This window comes from Gilliamella sp. App6-5 (genome assembly GCF_001690525.1).
Classification (GTDB): Bacteria; Pseudomonadota; Gammaproteobacteria; order Enterobacterales; family Orbaceae; genus Gilliamella; species Gilliamella apicola_H.
The window spans coordinates 1-17,804 of record NZ_LZGT01000072.1 but is presented as its reverse complement, the minus strand read 5'-3'; the positions used below and the strand labels follow the sequence as shown (position 1 = coordinate 17,804).

15 protein-coding genes are annotated in these 17,804 nt (G+C 37.5%); 3 read left to right on the top strand and 12 right to left on the bottom strand.

Annotated features, from left to right (window positions below; all coding sequences use genetic code 11):
* Positions 1 to 25: 25 nt before the first annotated feature.
* Positions 26 to 358, bottom strand: coding sequence for a nitrite reductase small subunit NirD (gene nirD, locus A9G24_RS08410; RefSeq protein ID WP_065638608.1), 333 nt, complete (start codon positions 356 to 358; stop codon positions 26 to 28).
* Position 359: 1 nt separating this feature from the next.
* Entirely contained in the window at positions 360 to 2,882 is a 2,523-nt protein-coding gene (gene nirB, locus A9G24_RS08405; RefSeq protein WP_065638607.1) for a nitrite reductase large subunit NirB, read from the bottom strand.
* Between the two features lie 291 nt (positions 2,883 to 3,173).
* On the opposite strand from nirB, the gene A9G24_RS08400 reads away from it, so the two are divergent.
* The 3 genes from A9G24_RS08400 (at position 3,174) to A9G24_RS08390 (ending at position 6,012) form a co-directional block, all read left to right on the top strand.
* A complete protein-coding gene (locus A9G24_RS08400) occupies positions 3,174 to 3,671 on the top strand; it encodes a MarR family winged helix-turn-helix transcriptional regulator (protein WP_065638606.1) in 498 nt (165 codons plus the stop codon).
* Between the two features lie 74 nt (positions 3,672 to 3,745).
* Positions 3,746 to 4,858: an HlyD family secretion protein gene (locus A9G24_RS08395; protein WP_081303139.1), complete on the top strand. Its 1,113-nt coding sequence runs from the start codon at positions 3,746 to 3,748 to the stop codon at positions 4,856 to 4,858.
* Positions 4,855 to 6,012, top strand: a complete 1,158-nt coding sequence (locus A9G24_RS08390) for an ABC transporter permease (RefSeq protein WP_218056268.1) — start codon at positions 4,855 to 4,857, stop codon at positions 6,010 to 6,012. The genes A9G24_RS08395 and A9G24_RS08390 overlap by 4 nt, the downstream gene beginning before the upstream one ends.
* A 272-nt stretch (positions 6,013 to 6,284) precedes the next feature.
* Here A9G24_RS08390 and A9G24_RS08385 read toward each other — a convergent pair whose 3' ends face one another.
* The 10 genes from A9G24_RS08385 to A9G24_RS08340 all read right to left on the bottom strand — a co-directional run.
* Positions 6,285 to 7,673 carry a hypothetical protein gene (locus A9G24_RS08385; protein ID WP_065638605.1) on the bottom strand — a complete coding sequence of 463 codons (1,389 nt, stop codon included), beginning with the start codon at positions 7,671 to 7,673 and terminating at the stop codon, positions 6,285 to 6,287.
* A complete protein-coding gene (locus A9G24_RS08380) occupies positions 7,670 to 7,933 on the bottom strand; it encodes a PAAR domain-containing protein (protein WP_065638604.1) in 264 nt (87 codons plus the stop codon). The genes A9G24_RS08385 and A9G24_RS08380 overlap by 4 nt, the downstream gene beginning before the upstream one ends.
* A 32-nt stretch (positions 7,934 to 7,965) precedes the next feature.
* Positions 7,966 to 8,835, bottom strand: coding sequence for a T6SS immunity protein Tli3 family protein (locus A9G24_RS08375; RefSeq protein WP_065638603.1), 870 nt, complete (start codon positions 8,833 to 8,835; stop codon positions 7,966 to 7,968).
* Between the two features lie 11 nt (positions 8,836 to 8,846).
* Positions 8,847 to 9,593, bottom strand: coding sequence for a T6SS immunity protein Tli3 family protein (locus tag A9G24_RS08370; RefSeq protein ID WP_065638602.1), 747 nt, complete (start codon positions 9,591 to 9,593; stop codon positions 8,847 to 8,849).
* Complete coding sequence (locus A9G24_RS08365) at positions 9,593 to 10,462, bottom strand: DUF5110 domain-containing protein (RefSeq protein WP_065638601.1); 870 nt, start codon at positions 10,460 to 10,462, stop codon at positions 9,593 to 9,595. Before A9G24_RS08365 ends, A9G24_RS08370 begins: the two co-directional genes overlap by 1 nt.
* Before the next feature lie 11 nt (positions 10,463 to 10,473).
* Positions 10,474 to 11,220 (bottom strand): T6SS immunity protein Tli3 family protein, encoded by a 747-nt coding sequence (locus A9G24_RS08360; RefSeq protein ID WP_065638600.1) that lies wholly within the window; start codon positions 11,218 to 11,220, stop codon positions 10,474 to 10,476.
* Complete coding sequence (locus A9G24_RS08355; protein WP_065638599.1) at positions 11,220 to 12,089, bottom strand: T6SS immunity protein Tli3 family protein; 870 nt, start codon at positions 12,087 to 12,089, stop codon at positions 11,220 to 11,222. The genes A9G24_RS08360 and A9G24_RS08355 overlap by 1 nt, the downstream gene beginning before the upstream one ends.
* A gap of 11 nt (positions 12,090 to 12,100) precedes the next feature.
* Positions 12,101 to 12,844 carry a T6SS immunity protein Tli3 family protein gene (locus A9G24_RS08350; protein ID WP_065638598.1) on the bottom strand — a complete coding sequence of 248 codons (744 nt, stop codon included), beginning with the start codon at positions 12,842 to 12,844 and terminating at the stop codon, positions 12,101 to 12,103.
* 3 nt (positions 12,845 to 12,847) lie between these two features.
* Complete coding sequence (locus tag A9G24_RS08345; protein ID WP_065638597.1) at positions 12,848 to 15,439, bottom strand: T6SS effector phospholipase Tle3 domain-containing protein; 2,592 nt, start codon at positions 15,437 to 15,439, stop codon at positions 12,848 to 12,850.
* Positions 15,440 to 15,442: 3 nt separating this feature from the next.
* Positions 15,443 to 17,804, bottom strand: a 2,362-nt coding sequence (locus tag A9G24_RS08340) for a type VI secretion system Vgr family protein (RefSeq protein WP_065638596.1), incomplete at its 5' end; no start/stop codon positions are given.

Genomic DNA, 17,804 nt, shown 5'->3' with positions numbered 1-17,804 from the left:
CCACTTTATCCTTTTAAAAATAGGTTTAGTGCGACTTTACTTGTACCATCCCATCGTCATTAACGGTGACTTCATAATGAGCGATCGAGTATTGTTCATCTTCAAAACAATAGCCATCTTTTAAGCGAAAACGTTGTTTCTTCAGCGGGCTTGCCACCCATAACTGATTTTCATGCTCCGCAATAATGCCACGAGATAAAACACTTGCCTTAGCGAAGGGATCAATATTACTAATCGCATAAAGCTCAGCATTATTATAAGGACGAAAGATAGCAACATGATCATTACCGACAAGAGCACAAACGCCAGTGCCTGGCAAAATATCATCAAGTTTACAAACAGTTATCCATTGACTCATATTATTCCCCTAACATTACTTTACGTTCTTCTGCTGTCGCGGGTCGATGCTGATCGCGTTCAGGTACAATTTGGACATTCTCATCACGTTTGCTGCTGTTAATAAAATGCGCAAATCGAATTTGGTTTGCATTATTTTCAACCGTTTCTTTCCATTCGCATACCATTAATTTACGTAAGCGTGCCATCTCACTTTCTAGCTCTGCATTAACACCTAACTTATCGTCTATAATGACACTGCGTAAATAATCAATACCACCTTCTAGATTTTCAAGCCAAACTGACGTTCGTTGTAACTTATCTGCAGTACGAATATAAAACATCAAAAAACGGTCAATAAATTGAATTAGTGTATTTTTATCGAGATCCGCAGCAAGTAAATCGGCGTGACGAGGCTTCATTCCCCCATTACCGCAGACATAAAGATTCCATCCTTTTTCAGTGGCAATCACCCCAATATCTTTACCTTGAGCTTCGGCACATTCACGCGTACAACCTGATACACCCAGTTTAAATTTATGTGGTGCACGAATGCCTTTATAGCGGTTTTCGAGTTCTACCCCCAATCCCACACTATCGCCTACACCAAATCGACACCAAGTGCTACCCACACAGGTTTTTGCCATTCTTAACGCTTTGGCATAAGCATAACCACTTTCAAACCCTGCTTCTATTAGATCTTTCCAAATAGCCGGCAGATCATCTTTTTGTGCGCCAAATAGACCAATACGCTGTGATCCGGTAATTTTAGAATAGAGTTGATATTTTTTAGCGATTTGACCCATGGCAATTAATCCTTCTGGTGTAATTTCGCCACCTGCACTACGGGGAATCACAGAATAAGTCCCATTTTTTTGAATATTACCTAAGAAAATATCATTACTATCTTGCAAAGGAATCAAATTATCTTTAAGGATATAATCATTCCAACACGAAGCTAATAACGATCCAACTGTGGGTTTACAAACCTCACAACCGTAGCCATTACCATGTTTTTTAATCACTTCATCAAATGACTTTAAGCCTTCAACACGAATTAAATGATATAACTCTTGGCGCGAGTATTTAAAATGTTCACATAAGGCATCGCTGACTTCGATTCCTTGTTTAGCTAATTCCAAATTAAGAATTTGCGTAACTAATGGAATACAGCCGCCACATCCCGTTCCGGCTTTTGTTTCTGCCTTAATGGCGGCAACTGTATGACAACCTGCATTAATCGCATGGATAATTTTTTCTTTAGTCACATCAAAGCAAGAACAAATTTGTGCTGAATCGGGAAGCGCATCAACGCCCATAGTGGGTTTTGCGCCTGCATGTGCTGGTAGTATCAACGTATCTGGATGTTCGGGGAGATCCATATCATTAAGCATTAATTGTAATAAATTACTATAATCCGACGTATCGCCAACCAATACCGCACCCAAGAGTTTTTTATTATCACCCGAAACAACTAATTTTTTATAAACTGGCGTTGTCTCATCTAAATAAACATAACTACGACTACCCACTGTTTTCGCTTTAGCATCACCAATACTGCCAACATCGACACCCATCAGTTTTAGCTTGGCGCTCATATCGGCACCTTCAAATTTATCAGCTTGACCCATTAAATGCGCTAAAGCAATCTGAGCCATTTTATAGCCTGGCGCAACCAAACCAAAAACCTTGCTTTGCCAACAAGCGCATTCACCAATAGCATAAATATCCGAATCCGATGTTTGGCAATAATCATTAATCACAATCCCACCACGAGGACCGATTTCTAACTCACATTCTTGAGCTAATTTATCGTTTGCTCTAATGCCGGTTGAAAAAATAATAAAATCGATTTCCAGTGAAGAACCATCTGCAAATTGCATGATTTTACCTTCAGGTGTGTGAATAATTTCTTGGGTATTTTTACTGGTGTGAACCCCTACTCCCATCTCCTCAATTTTACGACGTAATTGTTCTCCGCCCTGCACATCAAGTTGTTCAGCCATAAGCACTGGGGCAAACTCAACCACATGCGTTTCCATACCTAAGTTTTTTAAAGCACCCGCAGCTTCAAGCCCTAGCAACCCACCGCCCACAACAGCGCCTTTTTTACAACGCTTCGCACATTCGCGAATGGCATCAAGATCTTCAATCGTACGGTAAACAAAACAATCAGAACCCTCAGCACCTTTAATCGGTGGCACCCAAGGATAAGATCCTGTCGCAATAATCAATTTATCATAAGCAACAATGCGCCCTTGTTGAGAATGAACTTCCTTACGCTGACGATTGATTAAAATAGCCCGTTCATTAAGTAAAACATTAATATTATTCTCTTCGTATAATCCTTCGCGAACTAGAGAAAGTGCTTCGGCAGTATGACCAGAAAAATAAGAAGAAAGATGCACCCGATCATAGGCAAGACGCGGCTCTTCACAAAAAATAGTAATATTGAATTGATCGGACAGCATTTTATCGATTAATTCCTCAACAAAACGATGCCCAACCATCCCATTACCAATAATAACGAGATTGGTTTTACTCATACAAAAACTCCAATTTTATTTTAATTTAATGATTTAATTTTATTTTGATAACATTGTATGAAACTTTGTACAGAATATAACTACCCTCAAGGGTTACTACTTTAGTGGTAGGAGTGATTGTTGAAGTCATAATTTCAAGATAAGGCTTGTTTAAAAATAGATAAAAATCAAAAATAAAGATCAAAATACCCGACTTAATTACCCAGCAAATAGATAAAAAACCGTTAAAAAAGTTGCCAACCCTAATTAAACGCTTATAATTAGCCGACTAAATAAATTGAGTAATGATAATTGAATTACAATTCAAGAAAGCTTCCTTCACGTGAAACCTTAGCTCGAGCGCAAAGATTTAACGATGACATCGTTGATGTTTCTGGTGTTGATTTGGTTTTAAGTTTAATCACAACCGCCGATCTCATTCGCACGAATATCTATGCACAATTAGATCAAGATTACGGCGTTTCTGAGGGGAAATTTGCCTTATTAATGTCACTATTTTCAGAAGGTGAAACCTGTGCCAGTGATCTTGCTTTGCGCATTGGCGTAACACCGGCGACGGTATCAGTCATGGTTAAACGAATGCTGGCATCTCCAGAGCCTTTAATCTCGATGACAAAAAGTGGTGTAGATGGGCGTGCTCGCCTAATCACTTTAACAGATGCTGGTGAAAGGCTGATTCAAGCAGCATTACCTAACCACCTTAAATCGATTCGCGCTTTTGCGCAGGTGCTAAACTCGCAAGAACAAGAGTCTTTAATCGCGATGTTGCGCAAATTATTACGAAAATAACGGACTTTAATCATTAAAGTCATTCTTTTTACTTAAATAGTTAGCTGACTAAATAAATGGAAAATAAACTCTATATGAAAAAAAATATCAAAATTCCTGTTATCTTTTTAATTCTGCTAATGTTTGGCTCATTTTTAATCTTTGTAGGTTCAAGAAATGATGCGGTATCTGTTGCCAAAAGCATTAAATCTGGCGTATTAACCGCTGATGAGATAAATATTGCCTTTCAAAATGTTGGCGGAAAAGTCACCCAACGATTTGTGCAAGAGTCACAAATGGTTAAAAAAGGGGATCGATTAATGCAATTAGAAGATATCGATACCAAGCTGGCTATCGATCGCTTACAAGCTTTAGTTGATAGTCAAAAAGCAGCAGTCAATCAAGAACAAGCAGCCATTGAAATTACGGAAAACGAGACTAACCTTTCAGAATTAACAACTTGGCGCAAAATTGAAGAAGTACAAGCTAATTTAGAAGCAGCAAAATCTGCTCAAAATTTAGCGAAAACTGAATTTGATCGCCAAACCCAATTACGAAAAACAGGTGGCAACTCACAGTCACAACTAGATAATGCACGTAATGCATTTATTAATGCCAAAATGCAAGTTGTGCAAATTGAAAGCCAATTATCGACTTTAATGATTGGCGCAACACCAGAACAAATCAGCCAATTTGAACAAACACAAAATGCAACCGGCATGACATTACAGTCCATCTTAATTGCACGACAAAAACTGCAAAACCGCCAAAATCAATTAGCACAGCTTAAAGCACAACTCGCACAAGGCGAAGCTGAATTAAAACAGTTACAACTCAATTATGAACGACTAACATTAATAGCACCTGAAGATGGAAAAATATTAAAACTGATGTTTGAAGATGGCGAAATGGTACCAAACGGCGCCCCCGCAGTATTGTTAGAGACTAACCGTAAATATATCGATATTTATGTGAATGAAAAAATGGTGAATGATTATCAACCTGACACCACTGTCACCGCTAATGTGATTGCGCTGAATAAAGAAGTAAAAGGTAAAGTTCGCTTTGCCACCGCTGCGCCATCATTTGCCGATTTACGCATGACGCGAGAACGCGGCCAAGCCGATCTAACCTCTTATCAAGTTAGAATTTATATAGAATCGATTCCAAAATTATTAACCGGAATGACACTTGAGGTGGATCAATGATGCAAAACATCATTAAATCTATGCTCGAAGAACTTGACGCCATGTTGTCAGGTCACTTTATACCTTACTATAAAGTTTCGCTTGGCTTAGCGGCAATTGTTTCGCTGGTATTTTCAATCGTATTAAGTCACGGCGCCGTATTTGAAGGTAAAATTGCGGTGATTGATCTTGACGGTTCAAATTATTCGACAGAATTAATTAGTAAAGTCAATACATCGCCTTACATTGAAGTGACGGAAGTGATAAGATCGCCAGTAAACCCCATAACATTAGTTTCACATGACCGTAATTTAGGCGTTTTATATATTCCCAAAGGCTTAGAAAAAAGCGTAAAGAAAGGCGATCAAACTGTCCGTTTGGGTTATTTTGCTGATGATACCAATGATGCACAAAATGCCAAAGTACTACAAAGCCTTAATGAATATATTCCTGAATTAGGTGCAGAATTAAGTGTAGGTAAAGTTGCCGCATTAGGACTTGGCAAAGAAGGGATCGAAGCCACTTTATCACCCATGCAACTTAAAACACGATATCTGTTTAACCCTGCAAGTTCATCGACAATTTCGACAATTATTTATTTTGTTTACTTTTTCTCCTCACTGACTTATGGGTTAACTTCATTGATGATTATTGGCCGATTAAAAGTCACCGGTATGTGGCAAATAGCCATAGAAAGAGGCTTCTTATCTCTATTAGCAAGAACGATTCCTTATGCACTATTTTACACAACCGCATTAACCCTTATTACCGCCATACTGGTAATATTTGGGCAACTACGTTTTGAAGGTAACTATTTTGCTTTTGTGCCGAGTGTATTTATGACAGGACTTGCCTTTGGTTGGTTAGCCTTTTTACTTTCTTGGACAACAAATAATCCGGGCGAAGGTGCAAGTCGAATGATCTTCTTAGTTCCGCCAGGGTTTATTATGGGGGGATCAACAATGGCAGTGGGTATTATGCCAATTTGGACATACTACGTCAGCCACGCGTTTCCATTAGTTTGGTTATTTAAATTTTTCCGTGATTTTGCCATGCGAGGGCGTTCACTAATTGATATGTTAGCAACTTATGGGGCTTACATCATCTATTTAACCATGATTGCTTTTGTCGTGATGATGTTTGTTGAGCGAGTAAAAAAGACAGAAAAGAACTAATTTTTGTCAAAAACTTTCAGGTAACACCTACGTTTAAGTAAAAATTTGATACAACATCACATCTTTTTTACCCCCCTAGGTGAATTTTCACCTAGGGTGAAATTTATTATTGATACCTCCTTTTGTTTTGGAGTATCACAACAATAACTTTATAAAGCTGATGCTCACTAAAGCAACTTTTCCAATCACAAAATTTAGATAACCGTGCACAATAAAATACTATTCACACAATAACTCAAATCACTTCCCCTATAAAAACTACCTTTAAGTTATCATCTAAACGATTCAAACCAAATTTCATCAAACTCTTCTTGATAACGCTGTAGTTTAAAATAAAGCGGAATACAAACTGCAATCACCGATAAAAAAGTACTCAAAACAATTATTGATAATATTTCCTTTAATTCAATATAATTAACAGCCAATAAAGCAACAATAGAATACAGGCAAAAAACAAGACTAAAAAAATAAACCGTTGGGAAAATCAATAATTCATCATTTTCTTCGATACGTTGGACGGTTCTATCCGATACTTGCATAATATAAATTTCATTACTTCCTTGCGCAGCAATCATTTGCCCCTTTTGTCCCTGATTTACCCCATCAGCAGCCAGTGCTAATGCAAGCCATGCATGGCTTTCGCTTAATTTACCTAAATTAAGATCTAATGGATAAACTTTATTTGGCGCAATTATAATTTCGCCATTAATATCAAAAAATGTCTCCTTTAAAATATTTAACGCAGAAGAAGATAAAGATGTCGTCCATAATTGATTAACTCGTTTCTTTTCAACCTGCTCGGCTTTAATTAAATAACCAATATCATCACTTAAATCAGTAAGTTCGGTTTTAAAAGGTCGAAACACTCTTAATTTGGATAGATTTAATGCTTTCTTAACATTAGAAAATAATAATGCACAGCAATATTCACTAAAAGATAATTGGTTCTTAACATCGTATACCAAATTAATCATTAAAATAGATTCATCATATTTTGTATCTATCCATTCATGGATGATTTCAGGCGAAGGTATGCAATCGGATAACACAATATCAGACTCGTTAATATTAATATGATTTGAACGACAATAATTAGCTAAAATCATAACCGCAGCATCTGAACTTTGAGTCATATTTAATAGCACTTTGATTTTTGACAAGCTATTAATTTTAGCCTTCATTGGCATAATAATTTTTTCAAACACATAAAATAGTGGTGAACTACTCATTTCATGTATAACTGAAATCGGCATTACTTTATCGGGATTCATTGGTTGACTGCCTTCTAGCCCCATAACTTTTAAAGCAAGATTATCGATTTCTGTTAAATAACAATAATCAACTAACCCAATTGATTTTCTTGCCCATATCTGCCATCTTGCTAGTTTATTTTTAATATTTAAATTAAAAAATAGAGCTTTAATTAATTGTGAATGGTAATAACTATAAATAAACCCCGTTATAGATAAACTAAAAAATAGCGGTACGATAACAAGATAAAAACCCCCTAATAATAAATTAGATAGCACACTATTTCCATTAATGAGTAACACTATAAATTCAAAAAAAATGGCGCTCAACACAAAAACCAATAAATAAATCCAGATAGAAAAATTCTTAGGTAGTGCTTTTTCTGGTATGTTAGGTACTCTCCATTTCATGCTTCACTCCCTACAACAGATAATGTTGAAATAAGCTCACAGCCGCAAGCGGCTTTACAACCATTAATGGCAACAGATCGATTATACATTTTCCAAGTCGGATGCCCGTCAACAATATTATTTACACCATGCCCCTTTATCGGACAAGATACCTGATCGCCAACTAATGCAACTGGCTTACCGTCAAAAATAGCACCAGATGCACTTATCACACATCCTCCATGGGAATGCGGATCGCCTAATCGAATTACACCTTTCATAAAGTCATTCCTAAAATTAGTCTAAAATATTTTTACCTTTCCGCCCCAACCTCACAACGTATTTTGTCCCAACCTTGGTAAGGTTCGGGTTTTAGATTTTTTATTGAATTTACCCGTAATTGATATTCTTTATTATCAATAAGACTATCATAGGCACCAAATCTAGAGCCATCTCTAACTCTTTTATCAGAAAACGCCGCTGATGGGTAAAAAATTTGATAGTTACTTAATCCATGTTCATAATCAATTCGATTATATCTATAAGAAGCCCCAAATATCACCTCATGATTTTTTAAGACAAAATAGCCAGTATTACCCGAAATAGTAATCGGTGTATTTGGTTTTTCTGGTTCATAATAAGTATCCTCAATTGGCGAATCATCCACCCCAATAAAATAATCAACTTCTTCTCCTGGTACAGCTGCCATTGGGGAAACCATCGCTTTTATAAAATGTCTGCCACCATCGACTGAAAAAACAAAATCGGACAGATCATTGGTAGGAATGGCAATATACTGTTTGCCGGGGTTATAGTAGTTAAATTTCGGTAAATGATAAGCTGTATAAAATCGACTGGTAATTAAGGTATGAATATTATTTTTGTCATCATGATACCAAATCAATCCACTGCAATTTTCACCTTGTAGCTCTAAATAACGATCGGCATCATAACGATAAATCACCTGTCGCTTTTTACTGACATAATAAAAGGAATAATCTAGCAAATCACCATTTCTGGCAATACTATGGAATAATTGATAACCTTCTTTGGGTAATGGTTTAGGCCGCATAAGTGGCATTGGCTCGGTAGAGGGGAATGGAGCAAAAGTCGATAAAATCACGACCAACACCACGGGGACAACCAATAACATTATCAACAATTGAGTTATTTTTTGTTTCATGCCTTAATTCCTTATTTAGCTGTGCCTAACAAGTGTTGATAGACCTCTAACACGGTATGGTTATCGGGCAATTTAGTTCCTTTGGCATTATAATCACAGCGCATTTTATCCCAACCGGTATAGTCACTTGGAATAGGGGGAATACTTTCGGGAATTATTTGGCTTCTGCCTAAAATTGCTTCTTGTTCAAGCTGGTCTTTTTTCAATAACATATGCGGACCTTTGGTGCCAAATGGCGCTTCTGATACATAAAGCTGACCATCTTTGCCTAGAATAAAAGCCTGATCATTCACCACATCGTATTGCGGTGAATCATGATTACCTAAATAATTTCCAACCCCTAAACGGATACTTCTAAATGAACGACCCCCATCAATGGAAGTATATATTGCCGACACATCCGACAATGGGATTGAAAGATAGTTTTTTGCTGGATGCCGATAAGGCTCTGTATATAGATCCCAAGAATGAGCGGCTAAAAGGTAATAAACTTGTTCTTTATCATCAATAAAATAAGCTTGCCCTTCACATCGATAACCTGTCAATAAAATATAACGGTTTTCATCAAAACGGTACACAATTTGCGAGGGAGGAACAATGATAGGCTTTCGTATATTATTAACTGGCGAAAGTGCCAATATCCCCAAAATAAAGAACAGATAACTCACCATTTGCCATCGCTCACGATATTGCTTAATTAGCATAATAATAAATAACGCCCCCCCAATAAGGGTCGATAGTATTGCTAACATCATCATTACCTTTCCGCTCCAACCTCACAACGTATTTTGTCCCAACCTTGGTAAGGTTCTGGTTTTAAATTTTTTATTGAATTTACCCGTAATTGATATTCTTTACTATTGAGCATTTTTTTATAAGCACCAAACCTAGAGCCATCTCTAACTCTTTTATCAGAAAATGCCGCTGATGGGTAAAAAATCTGAAAATTCCAAAGGCCATTTTCATAATCAAAATCATGATAATTATGTGAAGCCCCAAATATTACCTCGCCATTTTTTAAAACAAAATAGCCAGTATTACCTGAAACACTAATAGGCTCATTACTCTTAACAATTGAATCATAAATTGCTTGAATAGGCGAATCATCCACCCCAATAAAATAATCAACTTCTTCTCCTGGTACAGCTGCCATTGGGGAAACCATCGCTTTTATAAAATGTCTGCCACCATCGACTGAAAAAACAAAATCGGACAGATCATTGGTAGGAATGGCAATATACTGTTTGCCGGGGTTATAGTAGTTAAATTTCGGTAAATGATAAGCTGTATAAAATCGACTGGTAATTAAGGTATGAATATTATTTTTGTCATCATGATACCAAATCAATCCACTGCAATTTTCACCTTGTAGCTCTAAATAACGATCGGCATCATAACGATAAATCACCTGTCGCTTTTTACTGACATAATAAAAGGAATAATCTAGCAAATCACCATTTCTAGCAATACTATGGAATAATTGATAACCTTCTTTGGGTAATGGTTTAGGCCGCATAAGTGGCATTGGCTCGGTAGAGGGGAATGGAGCAAAAGTCGATAAAATCACGACCAACACCACGGGGACAACCAATAACATTATCAACAATTGAGTTATTTTTTGTTTCATGCCTTAATTCCTTATTTAGCTGTGCCTAACAAGTGTTGATAGACCTCTAACACGGTATGGTTATCGGGCAATTTAGTTCCTTTGGCATTATAATCACAGCGCATTTTATCCCAACCGGTATAGTCACTTGGAATAGGGGGAATACTTTCGGGAATAATTTGGCTTCTGCCTAAAATAGCTTTTTGTTCAAGCTGGTCTTTTTTCGATAACATACTCCAACCTTTGGTGCCAAATGGCGCTTCTGATGCATAAAGCTGACCATCTTTGCCTAAAATAAAAGCCTGATCATTCACCACATCGTATTGCGGTGAATCATGATTACCTAAATAATGACCGACCCCTAAATGGATACTTCTAAATGAACGACCCCCATCAATGGAAGTATATATTGCCGACACATCCGACAATGGGATTGAAAGATAGTTTTTTGCTGGATGCCGATAAGGCTCTGTATATAGATCCCAAGAATGAGCGGCTAAAAGGTAATAAACTTGTTCTTTATCATCAATAAAATAAGCTTGCCCTTCACATCGATAACCTGTCAATAAAATATAACGGTTTTCATCAAAACGGTACACAATTTGCGAGGGAGGAACAATGATAGGCTTTCGTATATTATTAACTGGCGAAAGTGCCAATATCCCCAAAATAAAGAACAGATAACTCACCATTTGCCATCGCTCACGATATTGCTTAATTAGCATAATAATAAATAACACTCCCCCAATAAGGGTCGATAGTATTGCTAACATCATCATTACCTTTCCGCCCCAACCTCACAACGTATTTTGTCCCAACCTTGGTAAGGTTCGGGTTTTAGATTTTTTATTGAATTTACCCGTAATTGATATTCTTTATTATTGAGCAATTTTTTATAAGCACCAAACTTAGAGCCATCTCTAACTCTTTTATCAGAAAACGCCGCTGATGGGTAAAAAATTTGATAGTTGCTTAATCCATTTTCATAATCAAGTCGATTATATCTATAAGAAGCCCCAAATATCACCTCATGATTTTTTAAGACAAAATAGCCAGTATTACCCGAAATAGTAATCGGTGTATTTGGTTTTTCTGGTTCATAATAAGTATCCTCAATTGGCGAATCATCCACCCCAATAAAATAATCAACTTCTTCTCCTGGTACAGCTGCCATTGGGGAAACCATCGCTTTTATAAAATGTCTGCCACCATCGACTGAAAAAACAAAATCGGACAGATCATTGGTGGGAATGGCAATATACTGTTTGCCGGGGTTATAGTAGTTAAATTTCGGTAAATGATAAGCTGTATAAAATCGTTTGGTAATTAAGGTATGAATATTATTTTTATCATCATGATACCAAATAAATCCACTGCAATTTTCACCTTGTAGCTCTAAATAACGATCGGCATCATAACGATAAATCACCTGTCGCTTTTTACTGACATAATAAAAAGAATTTTTAACAACAAATCCATTATTGGTTACATAATAAAAGAGTTGATAACCTTCTTTGGGTAATGGTTTAGGCCGCATAAGTGGCATTGGCTCGGTAGAGGGGAATGGAGCAAAAGTCGATAAAATCACGACCAAAACCACGGGGACAACCAATAACATTATCAACAATTGAGTTATTTTCTGTTTCATGCCTTAATTCCTTATTTAGCTGTGCCTAACAAGTGTTGATAGACCTCTAACACGGTATGGTTATCGGGCAATTTAGTTCCTTTGGCATTATAATCACAGCGCATTTTATCCCAACCAGTATAGTCACTTGGAATAGGGGGAATACTTTCGGGGATAATTTGGCTTCTGCCTAAAATAGCTTTTTGTTCAAGCTGTTCTTTTTTCGATAACATACTCCAACCTTTGGTGCCAAATGGCGCTTCTGATGCATAAAGCTGGCCATCTTTGCCTAGAATAAAAGCCTGATCATTCACCACATCGTATTGCGGTGAATCATGATTACCTAAATAATGTCCAACCCCTAAATGGATACTTCTAAATGAACGCCCCCCATCAATTGAGATTTCAAAGCCTGTAAGATCATAATAAGGAATAGAAATATAATTTTTAGCTGGATGCCGATAGGGTTCAGTATAAATACGCCAAGAGTGAGGAGCTATGCTGAAATAAACTTGTTCTTTATCATCAATAAAATAAGCTTGCCCTTCACATCGATAACCTGTCAATAAAATATAACGGTTTTCATCAAAACGGTACACAATTTGCGAGGGAGGAACAATGATAGGCTTTCGTATATTATTAACTGGCGAAAGTGCCAATATCCCCAAAATAAAGAACAGATAACTCACCATTTGCCATCGCTCACGATATTGCTTAATTAGCATAATAATAAATAACGCTCCCCCAATAAGGGTCGATAGTATTGCTAACATCATCGGTTAACTTCTCCTTTCTGTATCTGGCACTGGCAGTGGCCATTGTTGTTTTGGATTAATATAGAAACCAAAAACTTTACCGCCCACCGTGACTGCTAGTTTAGCGGCTTGTTTGGCAGCGACTTTCGTTATAATATTTCCACCACCAACAAGCAAAGCCATTTGGTAAATAGTTTCAACCTGCTTAAATTCATTTATTACACCGTCTGGGACTTTCCCCTGTAATAGGTGCATCATCGACTTAATTGGGACTGGCAAAATACCATCATTTTTATACTTTATTGTGTCTGAGTCTTCATTTTCTGGTGATCGCCAATCGGCAAGGTGAATTAATTGTTGCCACGTTCGTCGGTTTTCTTTACTGCAAATATTGACTTCGCCCAACGCAAGATCAAATGCCATGATATGAGAAGGGACTTGCTCGTTTAAAGTAATACCTGAATGATGAGAACTGTCTTCGGCTTGCTCTGTCTGTTTTTGGACATATTCATAAACCTTTTGTTTCAGTTCTTCACCAGACGGAAAACACCATACCTCGAATTTATGCGGATCATCTGTAAAACGAAAATGGGAAAATCCCGGCAACCATTCGGGATGCTCATTTAATCTGTCTTTAGGCCATGGATAATAATAAACACTATCAAGTGAATGATTAGAACTACCGATGCGTTTTTTGGGTCTATCTGGATGAGGATAATAAAATTCATATTTAGGATAAGGTTTATACTCGTCAGATTCTTTATACCACCTTTCATGTTCATCATATTTATTTTTATCTAAAAACAGATCATTATAATAAATCGCTTGAGCTAATTTTGTTTTCGCACTTTTTCCACATCCGGTATAAATAATTGGTTCAGGGACTTGTTCACCATTAATATTTAACTTTTCTCTAACTCGATATCTCGCATTACTAACCGATCCCGTTTCAGTTGGTGAATAAACACCATGCTCCTTATCTTGTTCTAATTGCGCAATAATTTTTTCATCCACTTGATAATAAATAATAATTTTATCTTTAATATTATCGTAATAGCCATAAACAAAGCTGCCGTTCTCAATGGGGTTATGTTGATTGACTAACGCGATTTCATCTTTGGTTAAATAAATATACATTTTATACATAAAAGAAAAGCTTTCTTGTTCGGCATCATATTTTTTTATAATATCGATCTGTCTATCCTTTAACGCCTTTTTATCAAGGTATTCAGGCACGGCTATTTCAAAGGCTCCTTTGGGTCTAAAACAGATAAATTTAGCGGGATCTTCACCCACAGTCATACGATGACCAAATGCACGTTGCTTTAAATTGTCACCACATTGCTTAAATACGTGATTAGGTATACCTTGCCAGCCCATGCCCTCAACACTACGCAATGAAACCACTTGATCATTAGGACTAAAGTAGTTATACACTTTGCCAAAGTTATTTCGACAATAAAGCGGATTGGTAAAATCATAATCCTGCTTTGAAGGATTAAGCATATCGCCTTTAATAGTTTTAACAGCAACCCCTTTTTCAATTAACGTTTCGGGATCTTCATATTTGTTTTCTCTTAAATCTTGCCCATCTTTTATGGCTTGCACAAAATTAATAAAGGTTTGCTTACGCGCTTTGTTAGTTTGCACCCCCATGCCAGATTCTTTCGATTGTGATTCTAAAAAAGTGTAATCAAAAGCATACGGTGAGTGTGCAAGTATCACACAATCAGCTGGTAAATAACCTTCCTCAGCTAGCATCATATTAGCTAACATGGTAATAATTGTCCCTTGACTATGCGCCACAATATTGATTGGTGCTTCCGTCAACTTTTCATCTTTTCTAATTTTAATAATTAAATTGGCTAAGCGACGAGCGGCAAACACCATATAGATGCGATGTGGGTTATAATAAGCTTTAGCCCCATTTTGCGATCCCAATCGGGCAACTAAATTCGTAAACGAGGTAAACCCTGGACCATACATATCGGGAATGCAGGTGGTTGCATCCGAAAAAGGACCACCATTGCGAGTAAAATGGTAATCAATCCAATTACCAAAATGATCATGATTTAATTTTGAAAAACCATAAATTTCAGCCAGTTCTTTAGTCTCTTGTTCAATCCAATAGGCATCATAAGGTAGTTCATCTGGCTTGCCCTTTTCTAATCTGGCTTTATAGGCTTCTTGTTCACTATAGTAAGTATCAACATCGACTGGTTTATAACCCCAATAAAATGGAATAACAGGCGAATTACCTTTATGTTTTTCTACTTTAGGTTTTAGTGGTGGTTTAATTTTTGCTGTTTCTTCCCACTCAGTTAACATTTGCATTCTGGGTGAAAAGTCGTCATCATCAACTTTAGCCCATTGCCATTTGTTAGGCTTTAAGTCACTACGTCCTAAACGCTTATTTAATCCCTCACAAATCCCTTTATCTAAATTTGGGAACGCTTCGCCAACATCATTCACGCCATGAATCAAAATCACAATACATGGCAATGGCGCAGGCACGCAAACATTTTGGGTTAACATGGCATCAGTAGAGTTTGAGGGTAAACCAATTACACCGTCAACCTCGGTGATGCAATCGTCTGAAGTATGTGTATTAGACATCGGTTAATCCTTGGTTAATATTTCTATTTTCAATTGTTCTAATTCTGTCATTGGTAACATTTGTGTTTCACCATTTTCATCAGTCATCCCGTCTTGTGTGCTGCCATCGCTAAAATGAATTCGATAAGGATGGTTTTTTAATACTTGCGATGATGAACCATTGAAATGTAATTTAAACTTGCGTGAAAAGTCGCCTTTATTAAATGAAGGGGTCACTTCTTTAATACTTTCGGCACCAGAATAAGAGAGTAAAGCTGTTTTTTGTAAGATGCTAGTTGGCGCAATTAACTCTATCGTGCCATTTTTAATACGAATGCCAGCGCCACCACTAAGTAGCAATAACTCTTGTTGAGCGTTGATTGTTACTTTGCCGCCACTACTGGTTATAAACATATTTTTTTCTGCAGTGAGTTCTAATTCATCTGACTGCGCTTGAATTTCAACCCTGCCCGATGCGGCAATCAGCTTAATCCCCAATTTATGCGCAAAAATAGAGACCATTTCACCGGCTGCCATTGACAGTTTTTTGAAAATATTCACGCTAGCGTTTTTACCAGCAGTAACAATAATATTTTCACTGGCTGAACTTTGGATGCTTTTTGATGAAGTTTGCGCTATGCCTTGATCACCATGAATAACAACCGTTGGTTGCTGTAATTGGTTGGTTGCTGATTGCAATGCTTGTTGTTGGCTGATTTCGGCAGGTTCGGCACCGCTTGATTTTCCACACTCAATTAGCGTATAAGAAATATTTAAAGATTTTTCGATTTGTTTTATTGAATCTTGCATTTCAAGCTGTTGGCCGGCAGCTTTTTCTTGCGCTGTGGTGGTAACATAAACCCCTTTACCCGCTCGTATTGCCCCCCACTCATCGGTGCGCAGCTCAAAGCCTTCACCTCGCTTACTTTTTTTATTATCAACTAAATGCCCTAGATTGAGTTGTGTTTTACCGTATTCGGTGGCTAGTTTGATATGCTCTTGCCCGCGCTTATCATCCATTCGCAATTTGTTATTGGCGGGTGTTCGAATTACATTGCGGTGTTTATTGCGGATAGACACATGGTCTGGGTGGGCGCTGTCATGCATTGCATGGGCAATATAGGGGCGGTCAGGATTGCCATTCGTAAAAGCAACGGCAACTTCGGTACCCTCAATAAGGGGAAAATGAAAACCATAGGTATTCCCTGAATAAGGCTTGGCAAGCCTAACCCATAAACTTTCTTCGCCTTTTTTCCAGTTTTTTAAATCAAAGTTAAACTTAATACGATAGCGCCCCTGAGGGTCAATATAGCCATAGGTATCGTGATTAGGACTGGTCACTCTTGCTGGTAATGTACCGCTCACTTGTGGCCACGGTAATGGCGCAGGACGATAAGGTTTAAGTACATTAAACGGTATAGCGGTAAAGTGGGTTTGGTATGATTCGGTTCGGTCACCATGACTATGGGTTGCAACAATCATAATGCCGTCTTTGATATCGTTAATTGGGCAGCCATCAATAATAAGAAGTTGCCCTGGCGCTAACTGGTAATCATTACATTTGCCATAAATAGTTAATTGTTCGGTAATATGTTGTTGATGGCGGATGTGGGCATACCATTTGCCACTTTCAACAGTTTGAATATCTCCCTCTGTTTTATGATGCTCTTCATAACGATAGTCATCGCCACGGGTTGTGATATCTTTTTGTTGACTATTATCGGTGATGTGAAGGTTGTTATTTGCCGTGCGGTAGTTGTAATCATTAATACGCACCTGATTGGGTTTGGTTTTGCTGCTAAATTGCAAATCCCATACGCTATGACGGCGACTATCATTTAAACCACTGGGCTGCTTAATTGCAATATTACCCGCCTTTTTTAATCCTTGTTCATAATCACTCATGACCATGACATCACAGCGATGTTTTGGATGCGTTTCAAAATAAAACCAGATACCGACATCAGCTAATAATCGCTGAATAAAGGTTAAATCACTTTCTTGCCACTGGGTAATGAACTCACGAGCAGGGTAAGTTTCATTTAACTCCATTCGAAAATCAATCCCGATAAAACCGTGATTACGCAACACCTCTTCAACGACTTCAACGACGCTTCTATTTTGAAAAATAGCACTTTGATGATGGTTAGCTAGCAATGCCACTTTAGATTCAAACACCACCCGATAGTGAGCTTGGTCTTCACTCATTGAGACAAAACTAAATTCAGTAATCACCCCATAGAGTGTGCGGGGTTTATCTTCAATATCCAGTGAGCTTATTTGGGTGAGTGTAAGTGGTAAGGGGTTGGGATGAAAAGTCAGTGATGCGGTTTGGCTGAGTACTGAATCGATGGATATCTGACGATTTGTGCTGGTAAAATCAATG

Bases quoted from the DNA above. Each gene is read 5' to 3' on its own strand.
- A9G24_RS08355 (WP_065638599.1), bottom strand. From the start codon at position 12,089: ATGAAACAGAAAATAACTCAATTGTTGATAATGTTATTGGTTGTCCCC.
- A9G24_RS08380 (WP_065638604.1), bottom strand. From the start codon at position 7,933: ATGAAAGGTGTAATTCGATTAGGCGATCCGCATTCCCATGGAGGATGT.
- A9G24_RS08390 (WP_218056268.1), top strand. From the start codon at position 4,855: ATGATGCAAAACATCATTAAATCTATGCTCGAAGAACTTGACGCCATG.
- A9G24_RS08375 (WP_065638603.1), bottom strand. From the start codon at position 8,835: ATGAAACAAAAAATAACTCAATTGTTGATAATGTTATTGGTTGTCCCC.
- nirD (WP_065638608.1), bottom strand. From the start codon at position 358: ATGAGTCAATGGATAACTGTTTGTAAACTTGATGATATTTTGCCAGGC.
- nirB (WP_065638607.1), bottom strand. From the start codon at position 2,882: ATGAGTAAAACCAATCTCGTTATTATTGGTAATGGGATGGTTGGGCAT.
- A9G24_RS08395 (WP_081303139.1), top strand. From the start codon at position 3,746: ATGAAAAAAAATATCAAAATTCCTGTTATCTTTTTAATTCTGCTAATG.
- A9G24_RS08350 (WP_065638598.1), bottom strand. From the start codon at position 12,844: ATGATGTTAGCAATACTATCGACCCTTATTGGGGGAGCGTTATTTATT.
- A9G24_RS08345 (WP_065638597.1), bottom strand. From the start codon at position 15,439: ATGTCTAATACACATACTTCAGACGATTGCATCACCGAGGTTGACGGT.
- A9G24_RS08385 (WP_065638605.1), bottom strand. From the start codon at position 7,673: ATGAAATGGAGAGTACCTAACATACCAGAAAAAGCACTACCTAAGAAT.
- A9G24_RS08360 (WP_065638600.1), bottom strand. From the start codon at position 11,220: ATGATGATGTTAGCAATACTATCGACCCTTATTGGGGGAGTGTTATTT.
- A9G24_RS08365 (WP_065638601.1), bottom strand. From the start codon at position 10,462: ATGAAACAAAAAATAACTCAATTGTTGATAATGTTATTGGTTGTCCCC.
- A9G24_RS08370 (WP_065638602.1), bottom strand. From the start codon at position 9,593: ATGATGATGTTAGCAATACTATCGACCCTTATTGGGGGGGCGTTATTT.